Genomic DNA, 23,436 nt, shown 5'->3' with positions numbered 1-23,436 from the left:
ATAATACTAGAACGGAATCACTCCAAATAAGTTTTCATTCTTTTCAGAATTTTATAAGATTAATCTTTTGCTCTGGCAAAATCTTTTAGAAATAGTTTGCACTAATGAATTGAATATTTTTTTAGCTCCAGATTAAAGAAATGCTACCGTATATTCTGGGGCTTTGAAATTGATGGCACATGTATTTGATTTAAATGCATCCGAACATCATCAGATGCAGGCAGTTCAAAGACTTCTAAGTCAAAAGATTTAATAGCTGCAAATAAATGATCAAAAATATCAGACATCGTATCCTCAAAAAATGACCATTGTGTTCCTTTAGTAAACATATACAGTTCCAAAGGAAGTCCATATTCATTTGGCGCCAACTGACGCACTAATAGGGTTAAATCCTGGTGAATGTCTGGATTTTGTATTGCATAGGCTTTAATATACGCCCTGAATAATCCAATATTTGTCATTCTTCTCCCGTTTACAAGTACTTTGGGGTCAATTTTGTTTTTTGTATTATATTCTTTTATTTCTCTTTCTCTTTTTTCAATAAAAGGTGTTAAAAGCGCAATCTTTTTAAGTTCCTGAATTTCTTCATCGCTGAGATACCTAATGGTAGATATTTTGATATAAATGGATCTTTTAATTCTTCTTCCTCCGCTTTCTTGCATACCTCTATAATTTTTGAAGGAATCGCTCAGCAAGGTATATGTCGGTATGGTAACAATTGTCTTGTCCCAGTTCTGCACGCGTACATTATTTAGATTTATTTGGAGTATATCGCCATCAACACCATATTTAGGCATTTCTATCCAATCACCAACACGTACCGAATCATTAGCAGAGACCTGTATACTTGCTACAAAACCAAGAATGGTATCTTTAAATACCAGCATCAAAATAGCAGAGGCAGCTCCTAGTGAAACAAGAAATGACCAAGGAGAATTTCCTGTAAGTACAGAAACAATAAGAGTTCCAACAACAAATATCAAAAATATCTGTAACACCTGAATATAACTGTCAACAGGTTTATCTACAAAACCTTTAGATGAACGAAGTATATCTCTTGCAGTCTTTAACAGTGCATTAGCCACACCATAAATAGCGAAGATCATCAAAATACCAAGCAGTTTTGTTAGTACGTCTATAAAAGATGGGAAGCCGATAAATATATTGGGTAGAAACTGCTGTGCAATTGCTATCAATATAAAACGGCTTAAGTGAATCTGTACCTTATTTTGAAGTAATTTATCATCCCAATTAGTTTTACTTTTTTTAATAAACCTGGTAACGATTGAATTGAAAAAGAAACGAAGAAAATAATCTAAGAACAGCAAGAAGATAAAAGCTACAATAATGAGAAAAGTGGCACTTAGAATATGTGCTGTTTTATCGTGTACTCCTATTGTTTCTGCAAGGTTAAATGTCCACTGGTAGATTGAACTTGTTGTTTGTCCGGTAATGTTAATACTATTTGATTTCTGCATATTAACAAACAAATCTACAAAAAAATAAATAGATGGGTTTTTGACCTCTTCTAAAGAGTTCTAATTTGTTCGTCTGTTTTCTTATCTGTCCATAAAAAGCAGACTATTTTTTGTTTAAAACAGAAGCAGGGCATTCCCCACTTCTGTGTTTCAGTTATATTTTTATGGTGATTAAGTATAATATGCCTTAGTGAAAGTAAACAGCCCCTTATTAGTTCTGCTTTGGTCAGATAGTAGTTATAAAGATGCTCGATCATAGGCCCTATTTTACCGCAATGAAAAAGTCAATTTCTGCATCAGTTGGATCTAGTGCCTTTTCTCCAAAGATTTCAAAATCTGTTGTAAATGCTCGATCTAAATCTAAATTCCAGATTTCCTGCCATTTGTTTACAATCAAACCCATCATTAAATTTCCTTTGGCAGTTAATTTCAGATACTTTCCGCCTTCAATTGATTTTCCTATCATTCCTTCCGGAATTGTCGATAAATTTTTCACTTTACATCCCAGTACTGCTGTATATGGCTCAGTATGGTCACTTACATAATTTGTGTATACAGAATATATCGTGTCGTCAATCTTATTTGGAATTGCCTCCAACACATTCTCCTTGATAAATCTATTCCATAAATCGGTAATATCTGTAGCGGCCAGATTGTTTTCGTTTGTTGTTCTGATAGAAATGCCAATTAATTTAAAGGGCTCGGTAGTAATTTTTTTCATGTATTAATTATTTAGTACGTTACAAAACTACTATGGTCCTGTGACAGCCTTATGTCAAGGGCTATGAATAAGATTTCTTTTTGCAGCTTTCAAAATATTGTTGCAAAGTTATGTCATGTGGCTCAAACTGTTCGTTCATCGTTAACAGATCTAAAATTCTATCAAGACGGAATGCTCTAAAATCTTTTCTTAAACGGCAGTAAGCAATAAGTAACCAGTTTTCCTGTGTGCTGTAGATTGCAAAAGGTTCAATAGTTCTTTCAGTAAATTGTTTGTTTTCTGAAGAAGACCGGTATTTGATTTTTATAAGTTTAAAATTCGTCATAGCCAGCTGTATTGTTGACAGATAATTACTGGTACTGTCATTGTCGGAATTTATTCTGAATACCACGCGATCGGAAAGTAAGTTTGCTTTATCTTTCGTATTATTTCTAAGTACAGATTTAATTTTATTTATTGCTTCCGAATACTCCTTAACGAAGGAACTGTCTTTATTTTTTAGGATCAGCTGTTCTGCCGTAATCAAAGCATTGGCTTCACTTTCAGTAAACATTATAGGTGAAACCCGATAGCCCTCCATTAAAGAATAACCTTTTCCCTCCTCAACCAGAATAGGTACACCAGCCATTTCTAAAGCTTTTATATCCCTATATATCGTCCTTTTTGTTACTAGGAATTTTTCGGCTAATTCAGAAGCTGTAATAAGACGTTTGGTTTGCAATTGGGTCAGGATCGCCGTTAGTCGGGAGAGTCTTTTTATATCTTTACCATTATCCATTTCTAATTCTGAGCTTTACAATTATTAATTTGTCAACATTCATCTATGATTAAATCAAAAATATACAATAGAATAATTGAAAAAGTATAGATTCAAATTAAATTTAAGTACTGAATTTTTTATGAGAATAATGTAACGTTTCACTGTCAAAATTTTTAAAACAATGTTATCCTGATATTGTTTTAAAAATAAGATTACATTTTTGATAAACCGATTGTATAATTTAATAACATGGAAACAATTATATTTTTAACCGACTTTTCTGTTGCTGCACGTCACGCATTTGATCAGCTACTTACCATAGCAAAACGGACAAAAATTAAAAATGTGATCATTTATCATTCTTTGGCCTATTTTAATAGCAAATTTTATAATACCGGAGACTTCATGCTTCCTCCTCCGGTAATTGATGAAATGGAAATAGACGATGTGAAAGGAAAATTGCGCATTCTGAAACAAGAACTTTCGACAGTATCTCCGACGACAGCGATAAGTGCACATTACGACTTATTGACCGTTATGGATGGTGTTCTGCGAATTTCTGAAAATGAGAAAATAGACCTTATCATTGTTGGTTTGAGAGGAAGTGACGATGGCGGGAAAAATAGTGTAGGATCAACAACCGTTGATCTTATCGAATCGCATGCCTTTAATCTGTTACTAGTTCCAGAAATGAATCCGGCACATCTTTATAAAAAAGTACTTTTAGCTGTAGATTTATCACATTTGCATGAAAGGCTACCTGTAAAAACGATATTTCAGATGCAAGAACTCCTTAGTTTAGAATGGCATGTAGTCAATGTTAGTGTCCAAGGTCAGCATTCTGCCGCTCAACTTATAGAAGAGCAGTCATTTTTACATTCAAGTTTAGACAGTCTTGAGCCGACTTATTCCTATCTGGAGGGAGAGGATATAGTTGAAAAAATTAACACCTATGTAGAAGATCATCATATAGACCTCTTAGTTACAGCACCTCGAAAATTAGGCTTTTTAGCCACTTTATTTCGTAAAAGTGCTTCTAAAAAGTTGGCTGTTCACACCAGAGTACCAATATTGATGCTCATCCCTTAGTTTATTTTAAAAACATTATAATGATCTTAAATTAAATATTATTTTACTTTATTTGATGAAAAGTAAAATAAAAGAGTTAACTATTTTATTTTAATAGAATATACATTGATGTACTTTTTAAAATGATTCAACACTCTTTCATCGATGATCAAGTAGATTAATGACCTGTTGCTTGTCTAGCTACTAGTTTCCAGCCACCTTTCTTGGTTACCCAAATATTCGTAAATCTTCGATTTTTAATTTTGCCATCTTTTCCATATTCTTTCTCATTTCCCATCACAATCGCTAGATTATCTTGAAAAGTGATTTTTTCTACGATCCGATCAACTTTTGGAAAAACATGGCCATTTTTTATTAAAGCTAAAATATCTTTAACGCTAACTATTTTTCCCATGGCATTATTAACAACATAGTTTTCTGTCCAAATTGATTTTAATGCAGTTGTATCATTTTTATCTAATAGAAGGGTCCATTCTTTTTCCAACTTTCTGATTTCCTGCTCTTTTGTTTGTGTCTGCGCCATTAACTTACTCGATAAAAATAGGATGCTAAATAAGCTTAAAAATAATTTCATAATATATTGTAATTTACAATGTGAAAAATAAATGCCGATCATTAAGATGTTATCAATTAAAAAAATAACTTTTCCATCGTAACTGAACACTTCTAACAAAATAGCATTAAAATACTGGAAGTGGTGCATTATCATTGAAAAGCGCTACTAATTCGGTGAAAAGCACTACATAAAATGTAAGTTTCATCTGAGCATACTTCCTTGAGCTTCTATTGATATTTTTGAAGTTTTTTTTAATCAATCGTGACTTTGTATTTGCAAATTATGTTGGATGTGAACGATTGACCGGATCTTTCTAGGTGTTTATGTATTGACCAATAAGTTTATGGAAAGTTCAAAAAAATAACATGCAAAAATTCGCTTCATTGCAGTAGATCATATTAGTAATTTATTATCTTTATAAAGTATATGGAATTAATTATTATCATTGGTTTAGTTCTTTTGAATGGCGTTTTTGCCATGTCAGAAATGTCTTTAGTTGCCTCGAGAAAATTCAAACTCGAAAGTTTAAAAAAGAAAGGAAACTCAAATGCTAAGACGGCATTGGAGCTGTCCGAAAATCCTACGCGATTTCTTTCCACGGTTCAAATAGGTATTACCTTAATCGGTGTGTTATTAGGTGTATATAGTGGGGAAAATCTCACGACAGATCTAAAAAATTTTTTATCTCAGTATGTATTATTAGCACCCTATGCCGCTTCCTTATCAACAATCTTAATCGTGGTATTCATTACCTATCTTTCAATTGTTTTTGGTGAGCTGTTTCCAAAACGCTTAGGAATGAAATTTCCGGAAACAATTATTGTTCTCTTGGCTAAGCCGATGTCTATTTTGTCAAAGATAACTTCTCCTTTTGTCTGGTTATTAAGTACATCAAACAATCTATTATTGAAGATATTTGGAATTTCGGGTAAAAACGATGAGACCATGAGTGAGGAAGAAATCAAATCGATTATAGCGGAAAGCACAGTTGGTGGTGAGATTCAGGAAATTGAGCAAGAGATAGTGCGCAGAGTATTTGAACTTGGCGATCGTAAAGTAACATCACTGATGACACATCGACCAGATATTGTTTATTTGAAAATTAGTGATACTTGGGACGAAGTAAGAGCTAAAATAAACGAAGAGAAGCACTCAGCTTATCCTGTTTGCAGTAGTAAAGGATTAGATGAAATTCTTGGGATAGTTCTTATCAAGGATCTATTTGTTATTCTTGATAGAAATGAATTTAGTTTGGAGAAGTTTATTAAAAAACCTGTTTTTTTTAACGAAAATTCTGATGCTTTTAAGGTTCTTGAGAACTTTAAAAGAGAAGGTACTCATTATGGGTTTATAGTTGACGAATATGGTGTTATTTCAGGAATTGTAACAATGGATGATGTGCTTGATGCACTAGTTGGCGATGTTTCTGAAAATTCGGATGAGGATCAGGAGATCGTTCAAAGAAGTGAGAACAGCTGGCTAGTGGATGGCCAATATTCAGCTTTTGAGTTTATCAAAAGCTTTGAAATTGAATTAGATTATGAATTAAGTAACCAGTATAGTACTGTTGGAGGAATGTTTATGTTCCATGTCAATGACATTCCAAATGTAGGAGATAGGATACAAATAGGACAATATGAACTTGAAATAGTCGATAAAGATGGACAGCGGATTGATAAAATAATGCTTACAAAATCCAGTTAATAAAAAAATAAAACTAAGTTACAGAGCAACAATGGGCGCAAAACTAAGGGATTTTGATGTTTTAAAATGTGTGGAGGGTAATTTGCTGATGGTAAGCATTAATGAGTTTATTGAACAGCAAATAGATAACTACGATCAAGCAAAGGATCTCTATAAAAATCTAGCTTTATTTCGAGATCGATTTTTAGAGATCACTTATATAAGTACACTTTTTCATGATTCTTTACTTGACAAGGAAAATTTTATTGATCATAAACATAATCTCAAGAGTTCTCAGGAGCACGTAGGACTGCTGCTTTTGCCTGAAACTTTATATTCTGATTTTAGTTTTGTAGATAACGTAGACGAAACTGAATTTCCGATGGACGCTATCTTATATAGTTGGTCAAATGTTAATCGTCATGATAAATTACTGTCTGAATATGATCAGGAAGATCATCATGTTAATGAGGATGACCGTTACTTGTATATTTTACCTATTTTTGGGAATGCCACAACTGTTGGATCGAATAGATTTGAGATGACAAATATCGATGATCAGTTTTTAACTCCATATGATCATCAGGACGGGCGTACATGGTATGGAAAAATACATGATTATGTAATGGCTTTCATTATTGCAAAAAACCAGCCCCATAATGAGTTTTTTATAAACAGTGTAAATCTTAAAGATCATAGCTCAAATAGCATCTTAGTTCAAGAAGATATTTTTAGTTATTGATTTTTGGAAGTTCTCGATTATTAGAGACTAATCTCGCTATTACCACTGCAGGGTACAATATCCCAATAACAGATAACATAACTGATAGCATTCGGGCCGACATTCCGTCTGGATAGATATCGCCATATCCTACAGTGGTAAGGGAAACTAAACTGTAGTAAATATACACAGAATAGTCCATGTCATTGTTTACTAACAGCACATTTCCTGTAATAGATTTTCCAGTCTGTATGTTTAAAATTTCAAAAGTAAAAGCTCCCATCAAAGCAAATAATAAATACACATTTATAGCACCAATAATGCGGTACTTATTGGTATTACTGTCTCTGAAAAGTAACCTGATATTAATGAGTATAAATTGACTCATATTGATAAGCCCTGCCAGTCGTTCGATTAGGTAGTATTCCTTTGGTGTATCGTCAAATCTGATCAACTGTAGGATTAAATGAGCACAAAACAAGAGTGATGATAGGTAAATACTCCACTTTTCTTTACTGGAAAAAATTCCAATAAAATACAATACCAAAAATAAAACATTTAAGATGATGATATTTGCAAAACCTTGCTCCAAGAGAACAGGCATTACAAATACCATAAACATCAACATCACCAGCAAGGTGACAAAACTAGCGTCAGAAAGCCAGTAGTTCTTTATTTTGCGTAGCGTATGTTTCAAAATTAAGTAGTGTGATTTTTTTATATAAATATCGTCTCAGTCAAATCATGTATTAAAGCTGTTAAGCGGCTCTTTTATTGCTTAAGCTTTTTAATAAAAAATATCCAAGTAATCCAGCTAAAATTGAAGAGATCAGTATAGATAATTTTGCTTCATTAACATATAAAGGGTTTTCAAAAGATAATATGGAAATAAAGATAGACATTGTAAAACCAATACCCGCTAATAATCCAATTCCTATTATGTGTTTAAAATTACTACCTTCGGGTAGACTGCTAATTTTTAATTTAGAGCAGATGAAAGCCATTAGAAATATCCCTAAAGGTTTCCCTAATAAAAGTCCAAGGCTGATACCGAGACCCAAAGGAGCTATTAAGCCATGAATCATTTCACTTTCAATAGTAATATTGGTATTTGCAAAAGCAAAAATGGGAATAATTAAAAAATTGACAGGTTTTACCAGAGCATGCTCTAATCGCTCTAAAGGCGATTCGATTGCCGTATCGTTGGTCGGTATCGTCATAGCAACCAATACTCCGGCAACAGTAGCGTGAATACCAGAATGGTGTATAAAATACCAAATAAATATACCTGGTATTAGGTATAAGTAAGGATTTAAGATATTTAATCTATTCATTATAACTAGAATAGCAAGACCAATTCCTGCATATATCAGATAAGTTATTTCAATGCCAGAGGAGTAAAATAACGCAATTACTAAAATTGCGATCAAATCATCTACAATTGCAAGAGCTGCCAAGAATATTTTTAAGCTTGCTGGTATCCTGTTTCCAAGAAGCGTTATAACAGCTAAAGCAAATGCGATATCTGTAGCCATCGGAATGCCCCAACCAGAAACAGTATCTGTTCCTGCATTTATACTTAAATAAATCAGTGCTGGAATAACTGCTCCACCTATCGCGCAGAGGATAGGTAATGAAGCCTTCTTAGGAGAGGACAATTCGCCTTCAACAATCTCTCTTTTAATTTCTAAGCCTACCAGTAAGAAGAAGATCGCCATTAAACCATCATTAATCCAAAGGAGCATGCTATATTTCAAATGGATGGCAGTTGATTCATATCCCAGTTCCCAATCTAAAAGAGCCTGAAGAGATGATCCAAGTGATGTGTTTGCAATGATTAATGAAATAATGACGCAAATAAATAATAGTATTCCGCCAGCATTACTAGATTTGAAAAAATCTTTAAAAACATTTAGATTAATTCCTTTTTCCATAATTTCAATTGTAAAAGTTCAGTACAAAAATACAAATCAATGGAACCTCTAACTAGTAAAAAAGAGACATAAATACAAACATATCGTTTCTTAATTTGCTTAATTAGTTCCAAGAATAATGCTTAGGAGAAACACCTAAATATTGTTTGAAATCCTTGAAAAAATGATTGTAATCATAATATCCTCCCTCAAAAGGTGCAATATTTAATGGAGTAGGCATTTCTTTTTCATACCTTTCGTAGGTGTATATGAAGCGTTGAAGTGAGATATATTTCTTTGGTGTAATTCCAAAATATCTCAGAAAATTTCTTTGTAACCATTTTTTATTTACATTTTCACCTAATAAACTCAGCAGTTGAGAAACAGTTACATTGCCCTTATATGTGTCTATAATGCCTATTGCAGATTTCAGAATAGGAGGTAAAAAATCATCTATTTTTACTTGTTCAAGGGCACTATTCCAGACTTGAAGTTTATCTTCTACTTTATTCTTGGTATACATCTCTGTAATCACAGAAGACCATTTCGTATCGACGACATCTTCAAAACTGCAAACAGTATTATTAATTAGCGCGGTGCTATCGATATTAAAGATGGAATAAAATGATGCCGGATCAAAACGAATGACAGTAATATATGCTAAACCATCTGGTATTTCCCACTGCATATCTTTAATTATTCCACAACATAACCAAACGGATTTTAATTTGCTAAGGTTACCATTTTTTCTTAGTATAGTTTCACTCGATAAGCTAGGCATAAAAATAAGCGAAGGAATACCATCATTGAATAAGGGCTGGTTTTTTTCTAGATCTTCGCATGCAAATACGTAAGTTCCTAATATATGTTTATTAGAGCAATTTTTAGAAAGTAAGCTGTCATTTAAAGAATGTCGTTGACTTAGCTCATTTTTTTTGATTCGATTTAATAATTTTATTGGCATATATATACGTTTTATCAATTGCTCGCTTACTTTGGTAGGTTCGATATTTACTGCTTATTTATAGCAATAATCATACCTATAAATGAGTATCCAACTTATATTTTAACAAGGTTTATTATACTACAGTTGTAAGTAATAAGAGTATTACAAAGTAATTTTTGTGACCTTAATATAGTCTGTAATTCAGTATATTAATGCTTAACATGTTTATTAAATTTAGACCAGACATGCTTCTATAAGTCATAATTTACGATACTTGAAAAAAAATATGGTTAAATTGGAACCTTAATTAAACAAAAGGCATGATGAGTGAATCGATCAAATCTATCATTGTTGGCATTGTACAAGGATTAACAGAATTTTTACCCGTTTCATCTTCCGGGCATATTGTTATTGCCCAACAGTTACTAGGTTTACAATTTGATCCTGAGGAGAATTTATTGTTTGCTATTGTATTACATTTAGCTACAGCTTTGAGTACTATTGTAATCTTTAGGAAGGACATTTTGAAAATTATCAAAGGAATATTTCAATTTAAATGGAATGAGGAAACAAAATACTCTTGGTACATCCTACTTTCAATGATTCCCGCGGCATTGGTGGGAGTTTTTCTAAAAGATACGCTAGAAGAGTTGTTTTCCAATTTATTAATTGTGGGAATGATGCTTTTAATTACAAGTTGCCTCCTATTTTTTGCAAATAGAGCTAAAAATACCAGTAAATCGATAGGAACAAAAGAAGCAATTCTTATAGGACTTGCTCAATCCTGCGCTGCACTACTTCCTGGTTTATCTAGATCTGGCTCTACTATTTCAACATCTATATTATTGGGCGTTGATAAGTCTGCAGCTGCACGTTTTTCATTTCTTATGGTTTTGCCTTTGATACTTGGAGCTTCAGCCAAGATGGTATTAGATTTAAATGTTGAATATCAGTCCATAGCATCTTTAACGATTAAACCATCTTCATTGTTATTAGGGTTTATAGCGGCATTTGTTTCTGGTTTGTTTGCGTGTACGTGGATGATTAATATTGTGAAAAAAGCTAAATTAACCTATTTTGCTATTTATTGCTTTACAGTAGGAATTACAGTCATAACCTATGCGTTTTTTTATTTGTAATATTTATACTTGTAATTCAGTGGTCGGGTATGACTTCGCGATGTAATTCACTTCAAATAAGAATTATAAGACAGTCAATAACAATATTGGAACAGGTTTAATTTTTAAAAGTGTCGAACTCTATAAGAGTAGTGATCATGCTCGTTTTAAATTAGTGAAGGTTTATTATTCTTTTTTTAATGATGTTTTATTTTAGTAAAGGGTATAAAGAGTTAAATTGCCATATTGATTACTCTTTATCGTTCAAGTATTCTTTGATTTCACTTATTGTACTCTTTGCTGATCTTCCAACTCCTATTAGTGTAGCAGACGCAAAACCTGTCCAATTTCCATATCCAACTAACCAAAGTCCGGAAACTGCATTTGCTTTAGTACCGGTAGTTTCAATTCGGCCGTTGGGATTAGTTACAGCTAAGTTTGCGAGATGTTGAGTTGCATACTTAAAACCGGTACACCAAACTATAGCATCAAATTTTTCTGTTTCCCCAGATTCCCATTGCACACCTGTACTTGAAATAAAGTTTATACGACCTTTACTATGTAGAACATCTCTTTTCCTTGCTTCGACGACTGATGGTACCATGACAATACTGGATAGATTATATAAGTTTGGGTCAATTGGCTTTCCTTCTTTTTGTGCATTATACATTAAAGTTGCAGTATCAAATAAAACACGACCGTCTACATCATCAGGAAGAAAAGTAGGATTTTCAAGCGTAGACCATTCGGTTTGTGCTATTTTTGATATTTCAGCAAGCAATTGTGCTCCAGAATTACCACCGCCTATTATTATTACTTTTTTATCTTTAAAAATATCAGGATTTTGGTAAACCGGCTTGAAGATTGACTAACCAGGAAAATCCAGCGGCAGTAGATTTTTTTGTTTTTAGATTGATGATGCCACCTTTGCCATCCGGATCAAACTGTGCGGTGGGACTGGTGATATATTCTATTTCGGTGACATCATTGGCCGCTATCTGATTTAAGATAGTTGCAGGATCCAGGAAAGAGGGTTTCCCATTTATTAATACAATGACACCCGTATTACCACGCATACTGATATTGCCACTCGCATCAACCGATGCTGAAGGTAAATTTTTTACAATATCCAATGCAGTGCCACCTGTGGCATTTTTGTATTGACTTGCCATATACGCCTGTCTATCACTACTGTGTTTTTGTGTTGCTGTATTGGCAGTAATGGCTACCTCTTGAAGATTTTGCCCAGTTGAAGCCAGTAAGAGGGTTCCAATATCGATTTTCTTTTGATCCTTGATTTCAATAGACCGGTGTATTTGGCATAAGGTATTGGAGTGTTTGACAAGGAGTCTTTAACCAGACCGGAAAGCTTTATTCTCTGGGCAATTCCAAATTGAACTGTTAATAAGAAGTAAAGTGCAATTAAATATCTAATCATCGGGCTTAAGTTTGGGCAAAAGTAGAAAAGATAAAAAGCTTTCTGCCCAAGATCGCATATTATACCCCAATTTTTTCAAATGCACTTTTTTTATCTGGTATGTGCTCTCATTTATCCTAAATTGATTTTAAGAAGTATGAAATTTATCAGATTTATAATAGGTTTTAAAAGGAATATAAAGATTTATGTCATATCTAACATTGATTGACTATGCACATTCATTGAAAGCGATGTTGGTATCTATGAAAATATACTGTGACAACTGTCACGAAAATTTTCTTATATACTTTATATCTACTTCACTATGACAATATGAAGTAGATATAAAGTATATACATTTAAATTCGTGTAGTTAATCCTATTCAATATTAACGAAAGCAACACTTAACATTAACTTAATATATGGCTCACCTTTTGTTCATACCTTTGCAAAAATAATAACTATGGACAATTATTTATATCTCGTAATTATTACGCTGATCACTTTAGGGATTATTGACCTCATGGTCGGCGTAACCAATGATGCTGTCAATTTCTTAAATTCGGCTATTGGCTCCAAAGCTATTTCTTTCCGCCTGATTATGATTCTCGCTAGTGCGGGTATTTTGTCTGGGGCGGTTTTCTCAAGTGGAATGATGGAGATTGCACGAAGTGGAATTTACGTTCCTGGTATGTTCAGTTTTAATGATGTTATAGTTATCTTCCTCGCCGTCATGATTACAGACATCATACTCCTTGATGTATTTAACTATTTCGGACTCCCGACCTCTACAACAGTATCCATCGTCTTTGAGCTCCTAGGGGCTGCGGTCTGTCTTGGGCTCTATAAAATAGTAAGTACTACAGGTGATTGGTCAACGCTTTCGCAGTATATTAATACAGAGAAGGCCTCCGAGATTGTTATCAGCATCCTCTTATCCGTGGTGCTGTCCTTCACTGTGGGTATGGCGGTACAATACCTTTCTCGACTCATATTTACCTTTCAGTACGAACGTAAGATCAAATCTTTCGGAGTTATATTTGGAGGTATCGCCTTAGCATCCATAAGTTATTTTATCCTTATTAAAGGAATGAAGACCGTTTCTTTCATCGATAAAGCGACAAAGGAGTGGATTAACACGCACGAGCTGCAGTTGATATTGGGAAGCTTTGTGCTGTTCACGGTCTTTAGTTTTATACTTATCAGGTTAAAAGTGAACATCCTTAAGGTCATAATCGGTGTCGGTACATTCGCTTTAGCTTTATCCTTTGCAGGAAACGATCTAGTCAACTTTATCGGAGTACCCGTAGCAGCCATTCAGGCCATCGGTTTCTTCCAGGCATCAGGCGGCAATCCGGACACCTATATGATGTCAGAATTAGCTTCTGCTGATATCGTTGCCCCAGCTTGGATATTATTTATCGCAGGTGGTATTATGATGATTACCTTATGGACATCTAAAAAAGCCAAGACCGTTATTGAAACGGAAATGAGTCTCAGCAGTCAAGACGGCGGTTCCGAAAAGTTCGAACCGAATACTTTATCGCGTTGGATAGTACGTGGTTTTGTAAATATTGGAGGAGCAATTAGCTATCTAATGCCACGAACCTTACGATCTCGTTTAGATAGCCGTTTCGAAAATACTTCCTTGGGCAAAAAGAATAAGGAGGAAGAGCCAATGTTTGACATGGTGCGTGCTTCTGTCAATCTAATGGTGGCCAGCAGTCTTATTGCTTTAGGAACATCAATGAAGCTTCCGCTGTCTACAACCTATGTCACATTTATGGTTGCTATGGGAACAGCTTTCGCCGACAGAGCTTGGGATAGAGAAAGTGCAGTATACCGTGTGTCGGGTGTATTCCATGTCATTGGAGGCTGGTTTCTTACTGCTGCTACTGCCTTTGCGGGTGCATTTATCATCGCTTATTTACTTAAAATAGGAGGGATTATTACCTTTGTTGGTGCACTTATATTCTTGGCCATACTCTTAGTATTTAACGCTAAAAGCCATAAAAAGAAAGTCGCCGCACAGGCAGAGCGTAAATTGAAACTTGGTCGAGAAGATATCCATACCTTACAGCAGGTTTCTGATGCTAGTGCCAATCAGATCAGTGAAGTTTTTGCCAAGTCCAATATCTTCTATAAAGAGATTGTAGACGGTCTTACCAAGAACGATTTGACAACGCTATCGATGAACAAGAAATTGATTAAGAAATTCTTGCGTGATCTGGATTCTACCAACGACAACCTTTACAACTTTATTCGCAATCTGGATGACACTTCCGTTAAAGGAAGCAGATTCTATATTATTTCTTTAGGCTATCTGCAGGATATCGTCGAGAATCTTTATGTAATTGCCGGCAATGCACACAATCACGTCGATAATAACCATAAATTGCTCAAGGAATATCAAGGGAATGATCTGAGGTTAGTAGCCGATAAGCTGGGTAACTGGTACGCCGAAGTGTATAGTTTGTATAAGCGCCGTGACTTCTTAAAGCTTGATTCAACCATGAAACAGCGCGATCAGCTTCAGAAGGTTATTAACGATCTTTTGGACAAGCAGATCGACCATATCCGGACAACTGAAAATAGTCCTAAGAACAGTAAACTCTATTTCTCTATCCTGTTAGAAACAAACGAGCTGATCAGTTCTACCTTTAAACTCTTACGTTTATTCAAGGAGTTCGAAGAGTTCAAACTGAACAATAAAAAACAAAACTAACATCAGTTAGTATCTAAAGCCCGAGATTCATCGGGCTTTACTTTTTTTCAATAATTTATTCTAAATTTCTATTTCTTAGTATTTGAATCTTGTATATCTAATTTTTTTTTATATCTACTCGATATATAATTCGATGCAAAGAAAAAACTCAATGTAATGCATTTAACTTTACAAATATATTTGCTTCATTAAGTTCTATAGAAATAATATTCTGAACAGTATCATTATAAAATTACTCAATGCACTCGGAATTGCTCTTGTAGTGATGTCAAGATCATTTATACACCTGGAGGAAATGGGAAAAGTTCGGCATGGCTAAAATAAAATCACCCTTATGTAACAAATGTAACTTTAGAGTTCTCCAAAATGATGCAAATTTGTTATATTAATTTAAAAATCTATGGATATAGCGGGTTATTTGGCTTCAATTTTCATTGGCATCACTTTGGGTCTTATAGGTGGTGGAGGCAGCATTCTTACCGTTCCAGTTCTTGTTTATCTATTTAGTCTTGATGCAGTATTGGCTACTGCTTATTCTCTATTTATAGTTGGTTCAACGAGTGTTGTTGGTTCATTTTCTTATTTAAAAAAGGGATTGGTAAATATAAAAACAGCAATAGTTTTCGGTATTCCTTCCATTACCGCTATTTTTTTAACTAGGGAATATGTACTCCCTGCTATCCCGCATAAAGTCTTCAAGATAGAAAGTCTTATTATTACAAAAGATATATTGCTGATGTTACTTTTTGCATTACTGATGATTGCTGCATCGTACAGTATGATCAAGAAAGATCAAGAGCCAATTGATGAAGCTCTTTCGCAAAAGCCATTCAATTATTTTCAAATTCTTTTTCAGGGAGTTTTTATTGGCATCATTACCGGATTGATTGGTGCCGGTGGTGGATTCCTTATTATCCCCATATTGGTCAATATACTAAAATTGCCGATAAAAACAGCCATAGGTACATCATTAGTTATTATTTCTATTAATTCACTACTGGGATTTTTATTTTCCCTATCGCACACATCAGTACAATGGGGATTTTTATTAAGCATAGCAGCAATTGCTATCTTCGGTATAATTATCGGCAGTTATCTTTCAACATTAATAACAGCTACTAGGTTAAAACCAGCATTTGGTTGGTTTTTGCTGGTAATGGGTATTTACATTCTGATTAAGGAAACTTTATTGCGCTAAAATCATTACCATCTATGAAGAGACAATCGGAAGAAAGCTAAATAGTCTAACTTGATAAAAAATCCTTGTGTAACCTAAGTAGCTTTACCTGAAAAAATAACATTGTAATTTAGCATTGTAAATTATAAATAGAAAATAATAGGCGATACAATTCCTCATTTTAAAACAGTAACAATAATTGGGAAACTATAGTTGTTTTAATTAAATATAGGAAGTTGGGCAAAAAAAGCTGGTAAGGAATTGGTAATTCACAAAAAATAATAATTAAAACTAAAGCATTATGTTTTTTCAACACGTTTATGATAAAAGTTTAGCACAAGGCAGCTATGTTATTGGCTGTCAAAAAACTGGGGAAGCCATCGTAATTGATGCGCAACGTGATATTGATGTGTATCTTGACATTGCAAAGCAGAATAATCTCCGTATTACACATATCGCTGAAACGCATATACATGCAGACTTTCTTTGTGGTTCAAGGGAACTTGCTGCAGTGACCAAAGCTACAGTTTACCTTTCTGATGAAGGCGGTGACGACTGGCAATATCAGTTTCCGCATCATGGACTCAAAGAAGGTGATATCATCAAAGTGGGCAACCTCACATTTCAAGTGATTCATACACCGGGTCATACGCCCGAAAGTATCAGTTTTCTATTGACTGACAACCCGGCCACAGATAAGCCTGTTATGGTCTTCACGGGTGATTTTGTATTTGTAGGAGATATCGGCCGACCGGACCTGCTAGAAAAAGCCGCAGGGCTTGTCGGAACTAAAGAAGCTGGAGCCAAACAGATGTTCCAATCTTTGAAAAAGTTTGCTGCACTTCCCGAATATGTTCAGGTATGGTCGGCACATGGGGCAGGTTCTGCCTGCGGAAAGGCCTTGGGAGCGGTGCATAGTTCTACCGTAGGTTACGAAAAAATACGCAATTGGGCATTTCAATACGGAGAAGATGAAAATGGATTTTCCGAGTACCTGCTAGCTGACCAGCCCGAGGCTCCGAAATATTTTGCGATGATGAAACATTTAAACAAGGTACATCGTCCATTATTGATAGAAGTTCCGAAACATCCTAATCTCACCAAGGAGCAGTTTATTTCTGCCTATGAAAAAGGGATAAAGGTAATAGATACCCGAAATAAAGAAGATTTTGCCAAAGGTTTTATTCACGGCAGTCTTAATATTCAGGGGAATAATTCTTTTTCTACTTGGTGTGGTTGGATGCTGAACTATCAAGAGCAGTTCATTCTGGTAGCCCAAGACAACCAAATGGAAGAGCTGACCCGTAAATTGATGCGTATCGGGTTAGATAACATTTATGGATATATTTCGGATGTAAACCATTTAGGAATTGAACTGCAAATGGCAGATGTGATTTCTTTGACCGAATTTAAAGTTATTTTAAATCAAGAAGATATACAGATCATCGATGTCCGTGGCGCATCAGAATATGAAGCGGGGCATATAGAGGGGGCAGAGAACATTTTTGTCGGAACATTGCAAGACAACTTGTGTAAGGTTAGTAAAGAAAGACAAATTGTTATTCATTGTCAGGCAGGTGACCGTTCAGCTCTAGCATATTCTATCTTAGCTAAAAACGGATTTAAAAATATGAAAAACTTTTCCGGAGGAATGAAAGAATGGTTAACGGAAAATGGTAAAACAATTGGATGCAAAGACACATATTGTACAAAAGATTAAAACTATGCGATTTTTTTTAGCAATATTAGGTAAAACAGATAATAGCCCGTTATGAGAAATTATAAAAGACGGTGCATTTTTAGTAGATGTTCGTACACCTGCCGAGTTTTCGGCAGGTATCGTAAAAGGATCTGTAAACATTCCATTAGATAAAGTGCAGATTCAAGTATCAAAAATTTAAAAACAAGAAAAATATCGTGGTTTTTTGCAAAAGTGGTAATTGTAGCAGTCAGGCAAAAAATATTTTGGAGCAGAACGGTTTTCAGAACATAATTAACGGAGGTCTTGGAAAAATGTACATCAGTTGTTAAATAAGTAGAGTAGCAAAATATTCTAGGCTTTGTTATATTGATAATAAATTGATTATGAAAAAATATCTAAGAAATTGGAATTTTATGCGTGTGCTACGATTAGCAGTAGGCATTTTGGTCGTAGTGCAGGGCATTCAGACAAAAGAATGGCTAATAGTAGGATTGGGTAGCTTATTCTCATTAATGCCGTTGATAAATATAGGCTGTTACGGTGCTTCAGGATGCAATATACACGTATCAAAAAGCAATAAGAAAGAGGAAAATATTATCGATGAAGAAGTTCATTAAGTACCAACATTTATTTTTTCGGTATTATAAGATATAATGATTATGGATCTAGATAACATAAAGAGGCATTGGGAAACCGTTTACGAAACCAAAAATTCAAGCCAGGTGAGTTGGACACAAGAAGTGCCAAAAACTTCACTCGATTTTATTTCCTCTTTCGGATTGGGAAAACAGGCAAACATCATTGATATAGGAGGTGGGGACAGTAAATTAGTTGACCATTTGCTTGATCAGGGCTATGAGCGAATAAGCGTCCTGGATATTTCTGCCAAAGCACTTGAAAAAACTAAAAAACGGTTAGGTATCAGAGCAGAAAAAGTAAATTGGATAGTCAGTGATATTACAGAATTTGAACCCGATAATAATTATGAAATTTGGCACGACAGAGCAACTTTTCACTTCCTTACAACAACAGAATAAATTGAAAAATACCTGAGCATTGCAAGAAAATCCATAACCGGTTACATGACCATCGGAACTTTTTCAGAAAACGGACCAACAAAGTGCAGTGGTCTTGAAATTAAACAATATTCTGAACAAGCTTTAATCGCAGAATTTAATAATGGATTTGACAAAATCCGCTGTACTACCGAAAACCATATTACGCCATTCGATACAATACAAAATTTTTTATTCTGTAGTTTCAAAAGGAAGATATAAATAAATAACTTTCAATTGAACAGCAATAAGCTGTATAATGACAGTGGAAGAGATGATAAGTAAAAGTGGACTTCATATGTTTACCTGAGAACATGTCATGAGATGTGGCTTCCTATAGTTGATTTTTAACTTAATTTCATTGAGGTTTGAAAAGAATTTATCTTATTGATCTGAACAAGAACTATTGTTAGAATAAAAATATATTAATATATTTATTTGACCAATCCTTGATTGATCTACCTATTCCATTTGTTTCCAAAACAGTATGGACTTTTTTATTATTATTATGCGAGAGAAATTATATAAGATTTTTATCATTACTGTTATTCTTCAATGGTCTTCGATTGTATTCAACAGTATTTTTTAATTTCTGCTGAACTTCTGCGGTATTTAAATTGTACTTAACTAGATAAAATATAGCAATCAGCATCACACAATTAACCAAAATTAACAATGTCAAATAATGTATAAGAAAATGTTTTCAGGAGTACTTCTCCTTTTCGGACTTCTCCTACAGTCCTGCATTAAAGATGCACCACTCAATCCAGAAGCCGATATTGAGCTTTTTGAATTACCTAAATCGCAACTTACCGGTGATGTATTTATAGACCAGATAAACCGTACTATTACGCTCAACCTGACAAAGGAAGCTTTTGAAAATGGTGTTTCACCAGTTTTAAAAATCTCCGATGGTGCAAAAGTATCTCCAGCATCTGGAGCACAGATAAAGCTGAATGGAGCCGATATAACCTATGAGGTTACGTCAGCTTCCGGTGAGAATAAGAAGATCTATACCATCAAGGTGATCAATGTGGGGAAATGGGATTTCGATTTTGAAAAATGGCAGACTCACCCTACCGACATGTATGCCTACCCCGTGGAAGATATTGGTGTTGAGCTGTGGTCTTCCGGAAATCCTGGAGTGGCGCTATCGGGTGTCCCAAAACGTACAGATGCTTATCCGACCCGATCTACTGCCGACGGTTACCTGGGTACAACAGGTGCAGAGATGGTTACGATAAAAGGAACGGTGTTATCGGAGTTTATAGGAATTAAGCTGTTTGCCGGTTCACTTTTTTTAGGGGATTTCAATTCATCGCAGGCATTGTTAAATCCCTTGGCTGCAACCGAATTTGGCGAACCTTATATCGGACTTCCTGATCGCTTTACAGGCTATTACAAATATGCTTCTGGACCACAGTTTATGAACAAAGATGGACAGGTACAAGCAGGTGTGAAAGATAAATGTTCTATTTATGCGATCCTTTATAGTGGTAATGAACGGCTTAATGCATCCAATATTATGACTTCAGACCGTGTCATTGCAAAGGCAGAATTAGCAGATGGCAGTGATCGTAAAGATTTTACAAAGTTTGATATTCCTTTTGTTTATAAAGAAGGAGCAGTGATCGGAGATAATCTGATGATGGCTATTGTAGCCTCCTCAAGTGCCCTGGGTAATGTTTACAGTGGTGCAATAGGATCAAGATTAGTTGTTGACAGTTTAAGAATAGTACCAAAATTATGATGAATTTAAAAAAGTTATCCATATTTACACTGCTCGTTATATTAGTTACCGCAACAAAAGCGCAGGAAGGTTTTCAAAGTAAACGATTAAAGCATTATGCAACACTAGGTTATAATATCGGTGCCGCAGCACCATTAGGTTTGCCCAATACGATCCGAAAGATCAAAAGTTATTCACCACTTTTTACACCTTCCTTTGGATATGCAGCTACCTATGATCTTTCTTCTAGGTGGTTTGTAGGAGCCGGATTACGACTTGATTTTAAGGGCATGAAAGTAACCGATAGCGTGCAGTATTTCAGAACACAGATAACAGTCGGTAACGGTGGGAGTGATGATGGTGTATTTGAAGGTGATTTTACCGGTACCAATGCTACAGAAGCAAATAATACATATCTGACTATGCCGATTTATGGTGGGTATCGAGCTGGCGCTTGGAATTTAAAATTAGGGATGTATTTTGCAGTACTTCTGTCCTCCAAATTTGAAGGAAATGTCTCTGATGGTTATATCAGAAAAGGAGGATCGTTAGGAGAGAAGGTTTTAATTGATCATGCTACTTTTGATTTTGGAGATAAAATGCGCTCCTATGATGTTGGTTTGCATGCCGCTGTAGAACGGAATCTAGCAGAAAGGTGGCAAGTAAACCTGACAGGACAGATGGGGTTTGTACCCTTATTTCCTTCCTCTTTTAAAGGAGTTGGTTATGATCTGCACAATATGTTTGTAACGGTAGGGGTCTCTTATCGTATTTGGTAGGCGTTACTTACCAAGTCTTAATTTTCAATAACAAGTGACACGAATATAAATACTAAAAAAGCAACCTTCTATCTCAGTGGTTGCTTTTTTAGTTGAATCTTATCCTGAAAAAATATCATAATAAGATTTCTGGCTTATTCTTGCACTTATTTCAGAGGAATCCGCTTGGCCAATGTTTTTAATGCCCCTTTATAAGAATCTACACCACCCATAAACGGTTTTCTTGAATCCGAGAATAACTGCCGTCCATTAGCATCATAAATTGTCATCAGAACTTTTGTATCATAATTTGTGGTCGTGTAGGAATTATTGGACTGATATACACTGCCTTTAGTTTTATCATCCTTCTTCTTATCATTATATGTCGCAGATCCTGATCCGAAACTGGATGTTCCTTTATTCTCAATATCATAAACTCCTAAGATGATATAGTCTACTCCAAGTAGTTTGGCAAGTTCCTCAGGAGTGTGATTTGCGATATCGGCAATATTAATATTTGATTTAGCAAGGGTAGCGTTTGTCGTTCTAGGATCTTGGATTTGGAAAGAAAAAGATCTTGATCGCAATGCCTCAGCGCAGGCCTGCTGTACTTCTCGTCTCATAACATCCGTTGTCAGTCCCTGGTCGTTGCTTGCAATTTCAAATGGGACAATAGCAAGTTTATTTCCGCCTGATAGACTGCTTGTTTGATTTGTAGTTGTGTTGGCAACATTGGAAGCTGTGTTCGTTTCTTTAAACAATTCGACCCTTCCGTTACCAAAAACAATCTTTTCAATTAGTGACTTTTTAAGTTCATATTGAAGGTCTTCGCCTGTATAATTGAACTTGACGATTTCATCTCCGATCGTGAGCACTTTGCCTTTTTTCTGACCGCCATCTAAAAGATAAATAATATCTTCCTTCTGCTGTGCAAAAAGGCTGGAAATGCTCAGTACGAGGGAGAAGAGGAAAACTAAAAAATGTAAATTCTTTTTCATAAGTAGTAGTTTAAGTAATTTTTAAGTAGTATCTTTTAGTAAACAGCTGTATTTCAAAAAGGTTCAAATGTAAAATAATTTTTTTATAATCGTTACTCATATTGAATTTTAATCAATAATCAGAGTCGCTTTTGCAAAATTAGATAAAAATCTGGTCAGTATACATATTGAAATATTGAACAATTTCAAAGTATTTTTCGCTAAAAGGGAAAGTGGAAAAAAGGACCGTCTACATTAACTTTAAAAGTAAGTTTTAAATATCACAAATAATCTACACGTGATATATCAAAAGATGTGCAAACTATCTTTTGTTCCATTTGTATCATAAATAGAAAGATCTGACTTAAAAAATTTTTAAATGATTTTTGATAAATACAAATAATCACATGAGCTTTTTTATGTTCCAATGTTTAAACCACTATGTTATGACCAAGAAAAAAGTTTTTGTGTGCGACGACAATACCAGCATAGTAGAAGTAATAAAGGTAGTGTTGAGTGAGTGTCTTGACCTTGATGTGCTTACCGAAACAAAAAGTGTAAATGCACTATCTTACATGGAGCAAGAGTTTCCTGAAATTTTAATCGTTGATCTCTCGATGCCCGGTATGTCCGGAGATCAATTAATTAAAAAAGTTAGAGGACATGATATATTGAAAGATTTATTTATAATTTGTATTTCTGCTAATTCGGATGGTAAAAAGGTTGCTATGGATGCAGGAGCTGATATCTTTTTATCAAAGCCGTTCAATCTTGTCGATCTTATCAAGTCCCTGGAAGGATATGAAGCGCATAGAAAAAAAAGGTACATTTCTAATAATAATGCATTAATGAATTGATTGAAATGCAGAGAACTTTTACAGTTTCGTATAAAATTAAACTTTATCTACCT

Annotated in this window: 25 protein-coding genes; 14 read left to right on the top strand and 11 right to left on the bottom strand. The window is 34.6% G+C overall.

The window, feature by feature from the left end; all coding sequences use genetic code 11:
- Positions 1 to 143 precede the first annotated feature (143 nt).
- The 4 genes from FHR29_RS07110 to FHR29_RS07095 all read right to left on the bottom strand — a co-directional run bounded on the left by FHR29_RS07110 (position 144) and on the right by FHR29_RS07095 (position 2,977).
- Complete coding sequence (locus FHR29_RS07110; protein ID WP_183913394.1) at positions 144 to 1,478, bottom strand: mechanosensitive ion channel family protein; 1,335 nt, start codon at positions 1,476 to 1,478, stop codon at positions 144 to 146.
- 50 nt (positions 1,479 to 1,528) lie between these two features.
- Positions 1,529 to 1,735: a DUF1801 domain-containing protein gene (locus FHR29_RS07105; protein WP_221197820.1), complete on the bottom strand. Its 207-nt coding sequence runs from the start codon at positions 1,733 to 1,735 to the stop codon at positions 1,529 to 1,531.
- A gap of 5 nt (positions 1,736 to 1,740) precedes the next feature.
- Positions 1,741 to 2,199: a GyrI-like domain-containing protein gene (locus FHR29_RS07100; protein WP_183913392.1), complete on the bottom strand. Its 459-nt coding sequence runs from the start codon at positions 2,197 to 2,199 to the stop codon at positions 1,741 to 1,743.
- A gap of 61 nt (positions 2,200 to 2,260) precedes the next feature.
- On the bottom strand, positions 2,261 to 2,977 hold the full coding sequence (locus FHR29_RS07095; protein ID WP_183913390.1) for a YafY family protein: 717 nt from the start codon (positions 2,975 to 2,977) through the stop codon (positions 2,261 to 2,263).
- Positions 2,978 to 3,208: 231 nt separating this feature from the next.
- Here FHR29_RS07095 and FHR29_RS07090 point away from each other — a divergent pair, with 231 nt between their 5' ends.
- Entirely contained in the window at positions 3,209 to 4,048 is an 840-nt protein-coding gene (locus FHR29_RS07090) for a universal stress protein (protein ID WP_183913388.1), read from the top strand.
- 157 nt (positions 4,049 to 4,205) lie between these two features.
- On the opposite strand, the gene FHR29_RS07085 is transcribed toward FHR29_RS07090, so the two are convergent.
- Entirely contained in the window at positions 4,206 to 4,622 is a 417-nt protein-coding gene (locus tag FHR29_RS07085) for a nuclear transport factor 2 family protein (RefSeq protein ID WP_183913386.1), read from the bottom strand.
- A 408-nt stretch (positions 4,623 to 5,030) separates the two neighbouring features.
- Between FHR29_RS07085 and FHR29_RS07080 the strand changes: the two genes are divergently transcribed.
- Positions 5,031 to 6,308 (top strand): hemolysin family protein, encoded by a 1,278-nt coding sequence (locus FHR29_RS07080; protein WP_183913384.1) that lies wholly within the window; start codon positions 5,031 to 5,033, stop codon positions 6,306 to 6,308.
- A 31-nt stretch (positions 6,309 to 6,339) separates the two neighbouring features.
- Positions 6,340 to 7,029, top strand: a complete 690-nt coding sequence (locus tag FHR29_RS07075) for a hypothetical protein (protein ID WP_183913383.1) — start codon at positions 6,340 to 6,342, stop codon at positions 7,027 to 7,029.
- On the opposite strand, the gene FHR29_RS07070 is transcribed toward FHR29_RS07075, so the two are convergent.
- From FHR29_RS07070 to FHR29_RS07060, 3 genes are all read right to left on the bottom strand, one after another.
- Positions 7,019 to 7,705 (bottom strand): potassium channel family protein, encoded by a 687-nt coding sequence (locus FHR29_RS07070; protein WP_183913381.1) that lies wholly within the window; start codon positions 7,703 to 7,705, stop codon positions 7,019 to 7,021. The two genes, FHR29_RS07075 and FHR29_RS07070, sit on opposite strands and share 11 nt — an antisense overlap.
- A 61-nt stretch (positions 7,706 to 7,766) precedes the next feature.
- A complete protein-coding gene (gene nhaA / locus FHR29_RS07065) occupies positions 7,767 to 8,942 on the bottom strand; it encodes a Na+/H+ antiporter NhaA (protein ID WP_183913379.1) in 1,176 nt (391 codons plus the stop codon).
- A 103-nt stretch (positions 8,943 to 9,045) separates the two neighbouring features.
- Positions 9,046 to 9,885 (bottom strand): AraC family transcriptional regulator, encoded by an 840-nt coding sequence (locus FHR29_RS07060; protein ID WP_183913377.1) that lies wholly within the window; start codon positions 9,883 to 9,885, stop codon positions 9,046 to 9,048.
- A 302-nt stretch (positions 9,886 to 10,187) separates the two neighbouring features.
- Between FHR29_RS07060 and FHR29_RS07055 the strand changes: the two genes are divergently transcribed.
- Entirely contained in the window at positions 10,188 to 11,006 is an 819-nt protein-coding gene (locus tag FHR29_RS07055) for an undecaprenyl-diphosphate phosphatase (protein ID WP_260291941.1), read from the top strand.
- 229 nt (positions 11,007 to 11,235) lie between these two features.
- Here the strand turns inward: FHR29_RS07055 and FHR29_RS07050 are convergent, their stop codons facing one another.
- Positions 11,236 to 11,820 (bottom strand): hypothetical protein, encoded by a 585-nt coding sequence (locus FHR29_RS07050; RefSeq protein ID WP_409322010.1) that lies wholly within the window; start codon positions 11,818 to 11,820, stop codon positions 11,236 to 11,238.
- Position 11,821: 1 nt separating this feature from the next.
- Positions 11,822 to 12,157, bottom strand: coding sequence for a hypothetical protein (locus FHR29_RS07045; protein ID WP_183913375.1), 336 nt, complete (start codon positions 12,155 to 12,157; stop codon positions 11,822 to 11,824).
- Between the two features lie 709 nt (positions 12,158 to 12,866).
- Here FHR29_RS07045 and FHR29_RS07040 point away from each other — a divergent pair.
- The 9 genes from FHR29_RS07040 to FHR29_RS07005 all read left to right on the top strand — a co-directional run bounded on the left by FHR29_RS07040 (position 12,867) and on the right by FHR29_RS07005 (position 21,570).
- Positions 12,867 to 15,128 carry an inorganic phosphate transporter gene (locus FHR29_RS07040; protein ID WP_183913373.1) on the top strand — a complete coding sequence of 754 codons (2,262 nt, stop codon included), beginning with the start codon at positions 12,867 to 12,869 and terminating at the stop codon, positions 15,126 to 15,128.
- A 400-nt stretch (positions 15,129 to 15,528) separates the two neighbouring features.
- Positions 15,529 to 16,326 carry a sulfite exporter TauE/SafE family protein gene (locus tag FHR29_RS07035; protein ID WP_183913371.1) on the top strand — a complete coding sequence of 266 codons (798 nt, stop codon included), beginning with the start codon at positions 15,529 to 15,531 and terminating at the stop codon, positions 16,324 to 16,326.
- A 280-nt stretch (positions 16,327 to 16,606) separates the two neighbouring features.
- Entirely contained in the window at positions 16,607 to 18,025 is a 1,419-nt protein-coding gene (locus FHR29_RS07030; protein WP_183913369.1) for a rhodanese-like domain-containing protein, read from the top strand.
- A gap of 58 nt (positions 18,026 to 18,083) precedes the next feature.
- Complete coding sequence (locus FHR29_RS26765) at positions 18,084 to 18,206, top strand: rhodanese-like domain-containing protein (RefSeq protein ID WP_311732305.1); 123 nt, start codon at positions 18,084 to 18,086, stop codon at positions 18,204 to 18,206.
- 16 nt (positions 18,207 to 18,222) lie between these two features.
- Positions 18,223 to 18,336 carry a hypothetical protein gene (locus FHR29_RS26835; protein ID WP_409321975.1) on the top strand — a complete coding sequence of 38 codons (114 nt, stop codon included), beginning with the start codon at positions 18,223 to 18,225 and terminating at the stop codon, positions 18,334 to 18,336.
- Between the two features lie 54 nt (positions 18,337 to 18,390).
- Positions 18,391 to 18,624 carry a hypothetical protein gene (locus FHR29_RS07020; protein ID WP_183913366.1) on the top strand — a complete coding sequence of 78 codons (234 nt, stop codon included), beginning with the start codon at positions 18,391 to 18,393 and terminating at the stop codon, positions 18,622 to 18,624.
- Between the two features lie 42 nt (positions 18,625 to 18,666).
- Positions 18,667 to 19,044: a class I SAM-dependent methyltransferase gene (locus FHR29_RS26580; RefSeq protein ID WP_260291937.1), complete on the top strand. Its 378-nt coding sequence runs from the start codon at positions 18,667 to 18,669 to the stop codon at positions 19,042 to 19,044.
- A gap of 703 nt (positions 19,045 to 19,747) precedes the next feature.
- A complete protein-coding gene (locus tag FHR29_RS07010) occupies positions 19,748 to 20,812 on the top strand; it encodes a PCMD domain-containing protein (RefSeq protein WP_183913364.1) in 1,065 nt (354 codons plus the stop codon).
- Complete coding sequence (locus FHR29_RS07005) at positions 20,809 to 21,570, top strand: outer membrane beta-barrel protein (protein WP_183913362.1); 762 nt, start codon at positions 20,809 to 20,811, stop codon at positions 21,568 to 21,570. The genes FHR29_RS07010 and FHR29_RS07005 overlap by 4 nt, the downstream gene beginning before the upstream one ends.
- A 146-nt stretch (positions 21,571 to 21,716) precedes the next feature.
- Here the strand turns inward: FHR29_RS07005 and FHR29_RS07000 are convergent, their stop codons facing one another.
- Positions 21,717 to 22,547 carry a hypothetical protein gene (locus FHR29_RS07000; protein ID WP_183913360.1) on the bottom strand — a complete coding sequence of 277 codons (831 nt, stop codon included), beginning with the start codon at positions 22,545 to 22,547 and terminating at the stop codon, positions 21,717 to 21,719.
- A gap of 425 nt (positions 22,548 to 22,972) precedes the next feature.
- Between FHR29_RS07000 and FHR29_RS06995 the strand changes: the two genes are divergently transcribed.
- On the top strand, positions 22,973 to 23,383 hold the full coding sequence (locus tag FHR29_RS06995; protein ID WP_183913358.1) for a response regulator: 411 nt from the start codon (positions 22,973 to 22,975) through the stop codon (positions 23,381 to 23,383).
- Positions 23,384 to 23,436 lie beyond the last annotated feature (53 nt).

It is taken from the genome of Sphingobacterium sp. JUb56, from assembly GCF_014191365.1.
Taxonomy (GTDB): Bacteria; Bacteroidota; Bacteroidia; order Sphingobacteriales; family Sphingobacteriaceae; genus Sphingobacterium; species Sphingobacterium anhuiense.
This window is presented reverse-complemented; position numbering and strand designations above follow the sequence as displayed.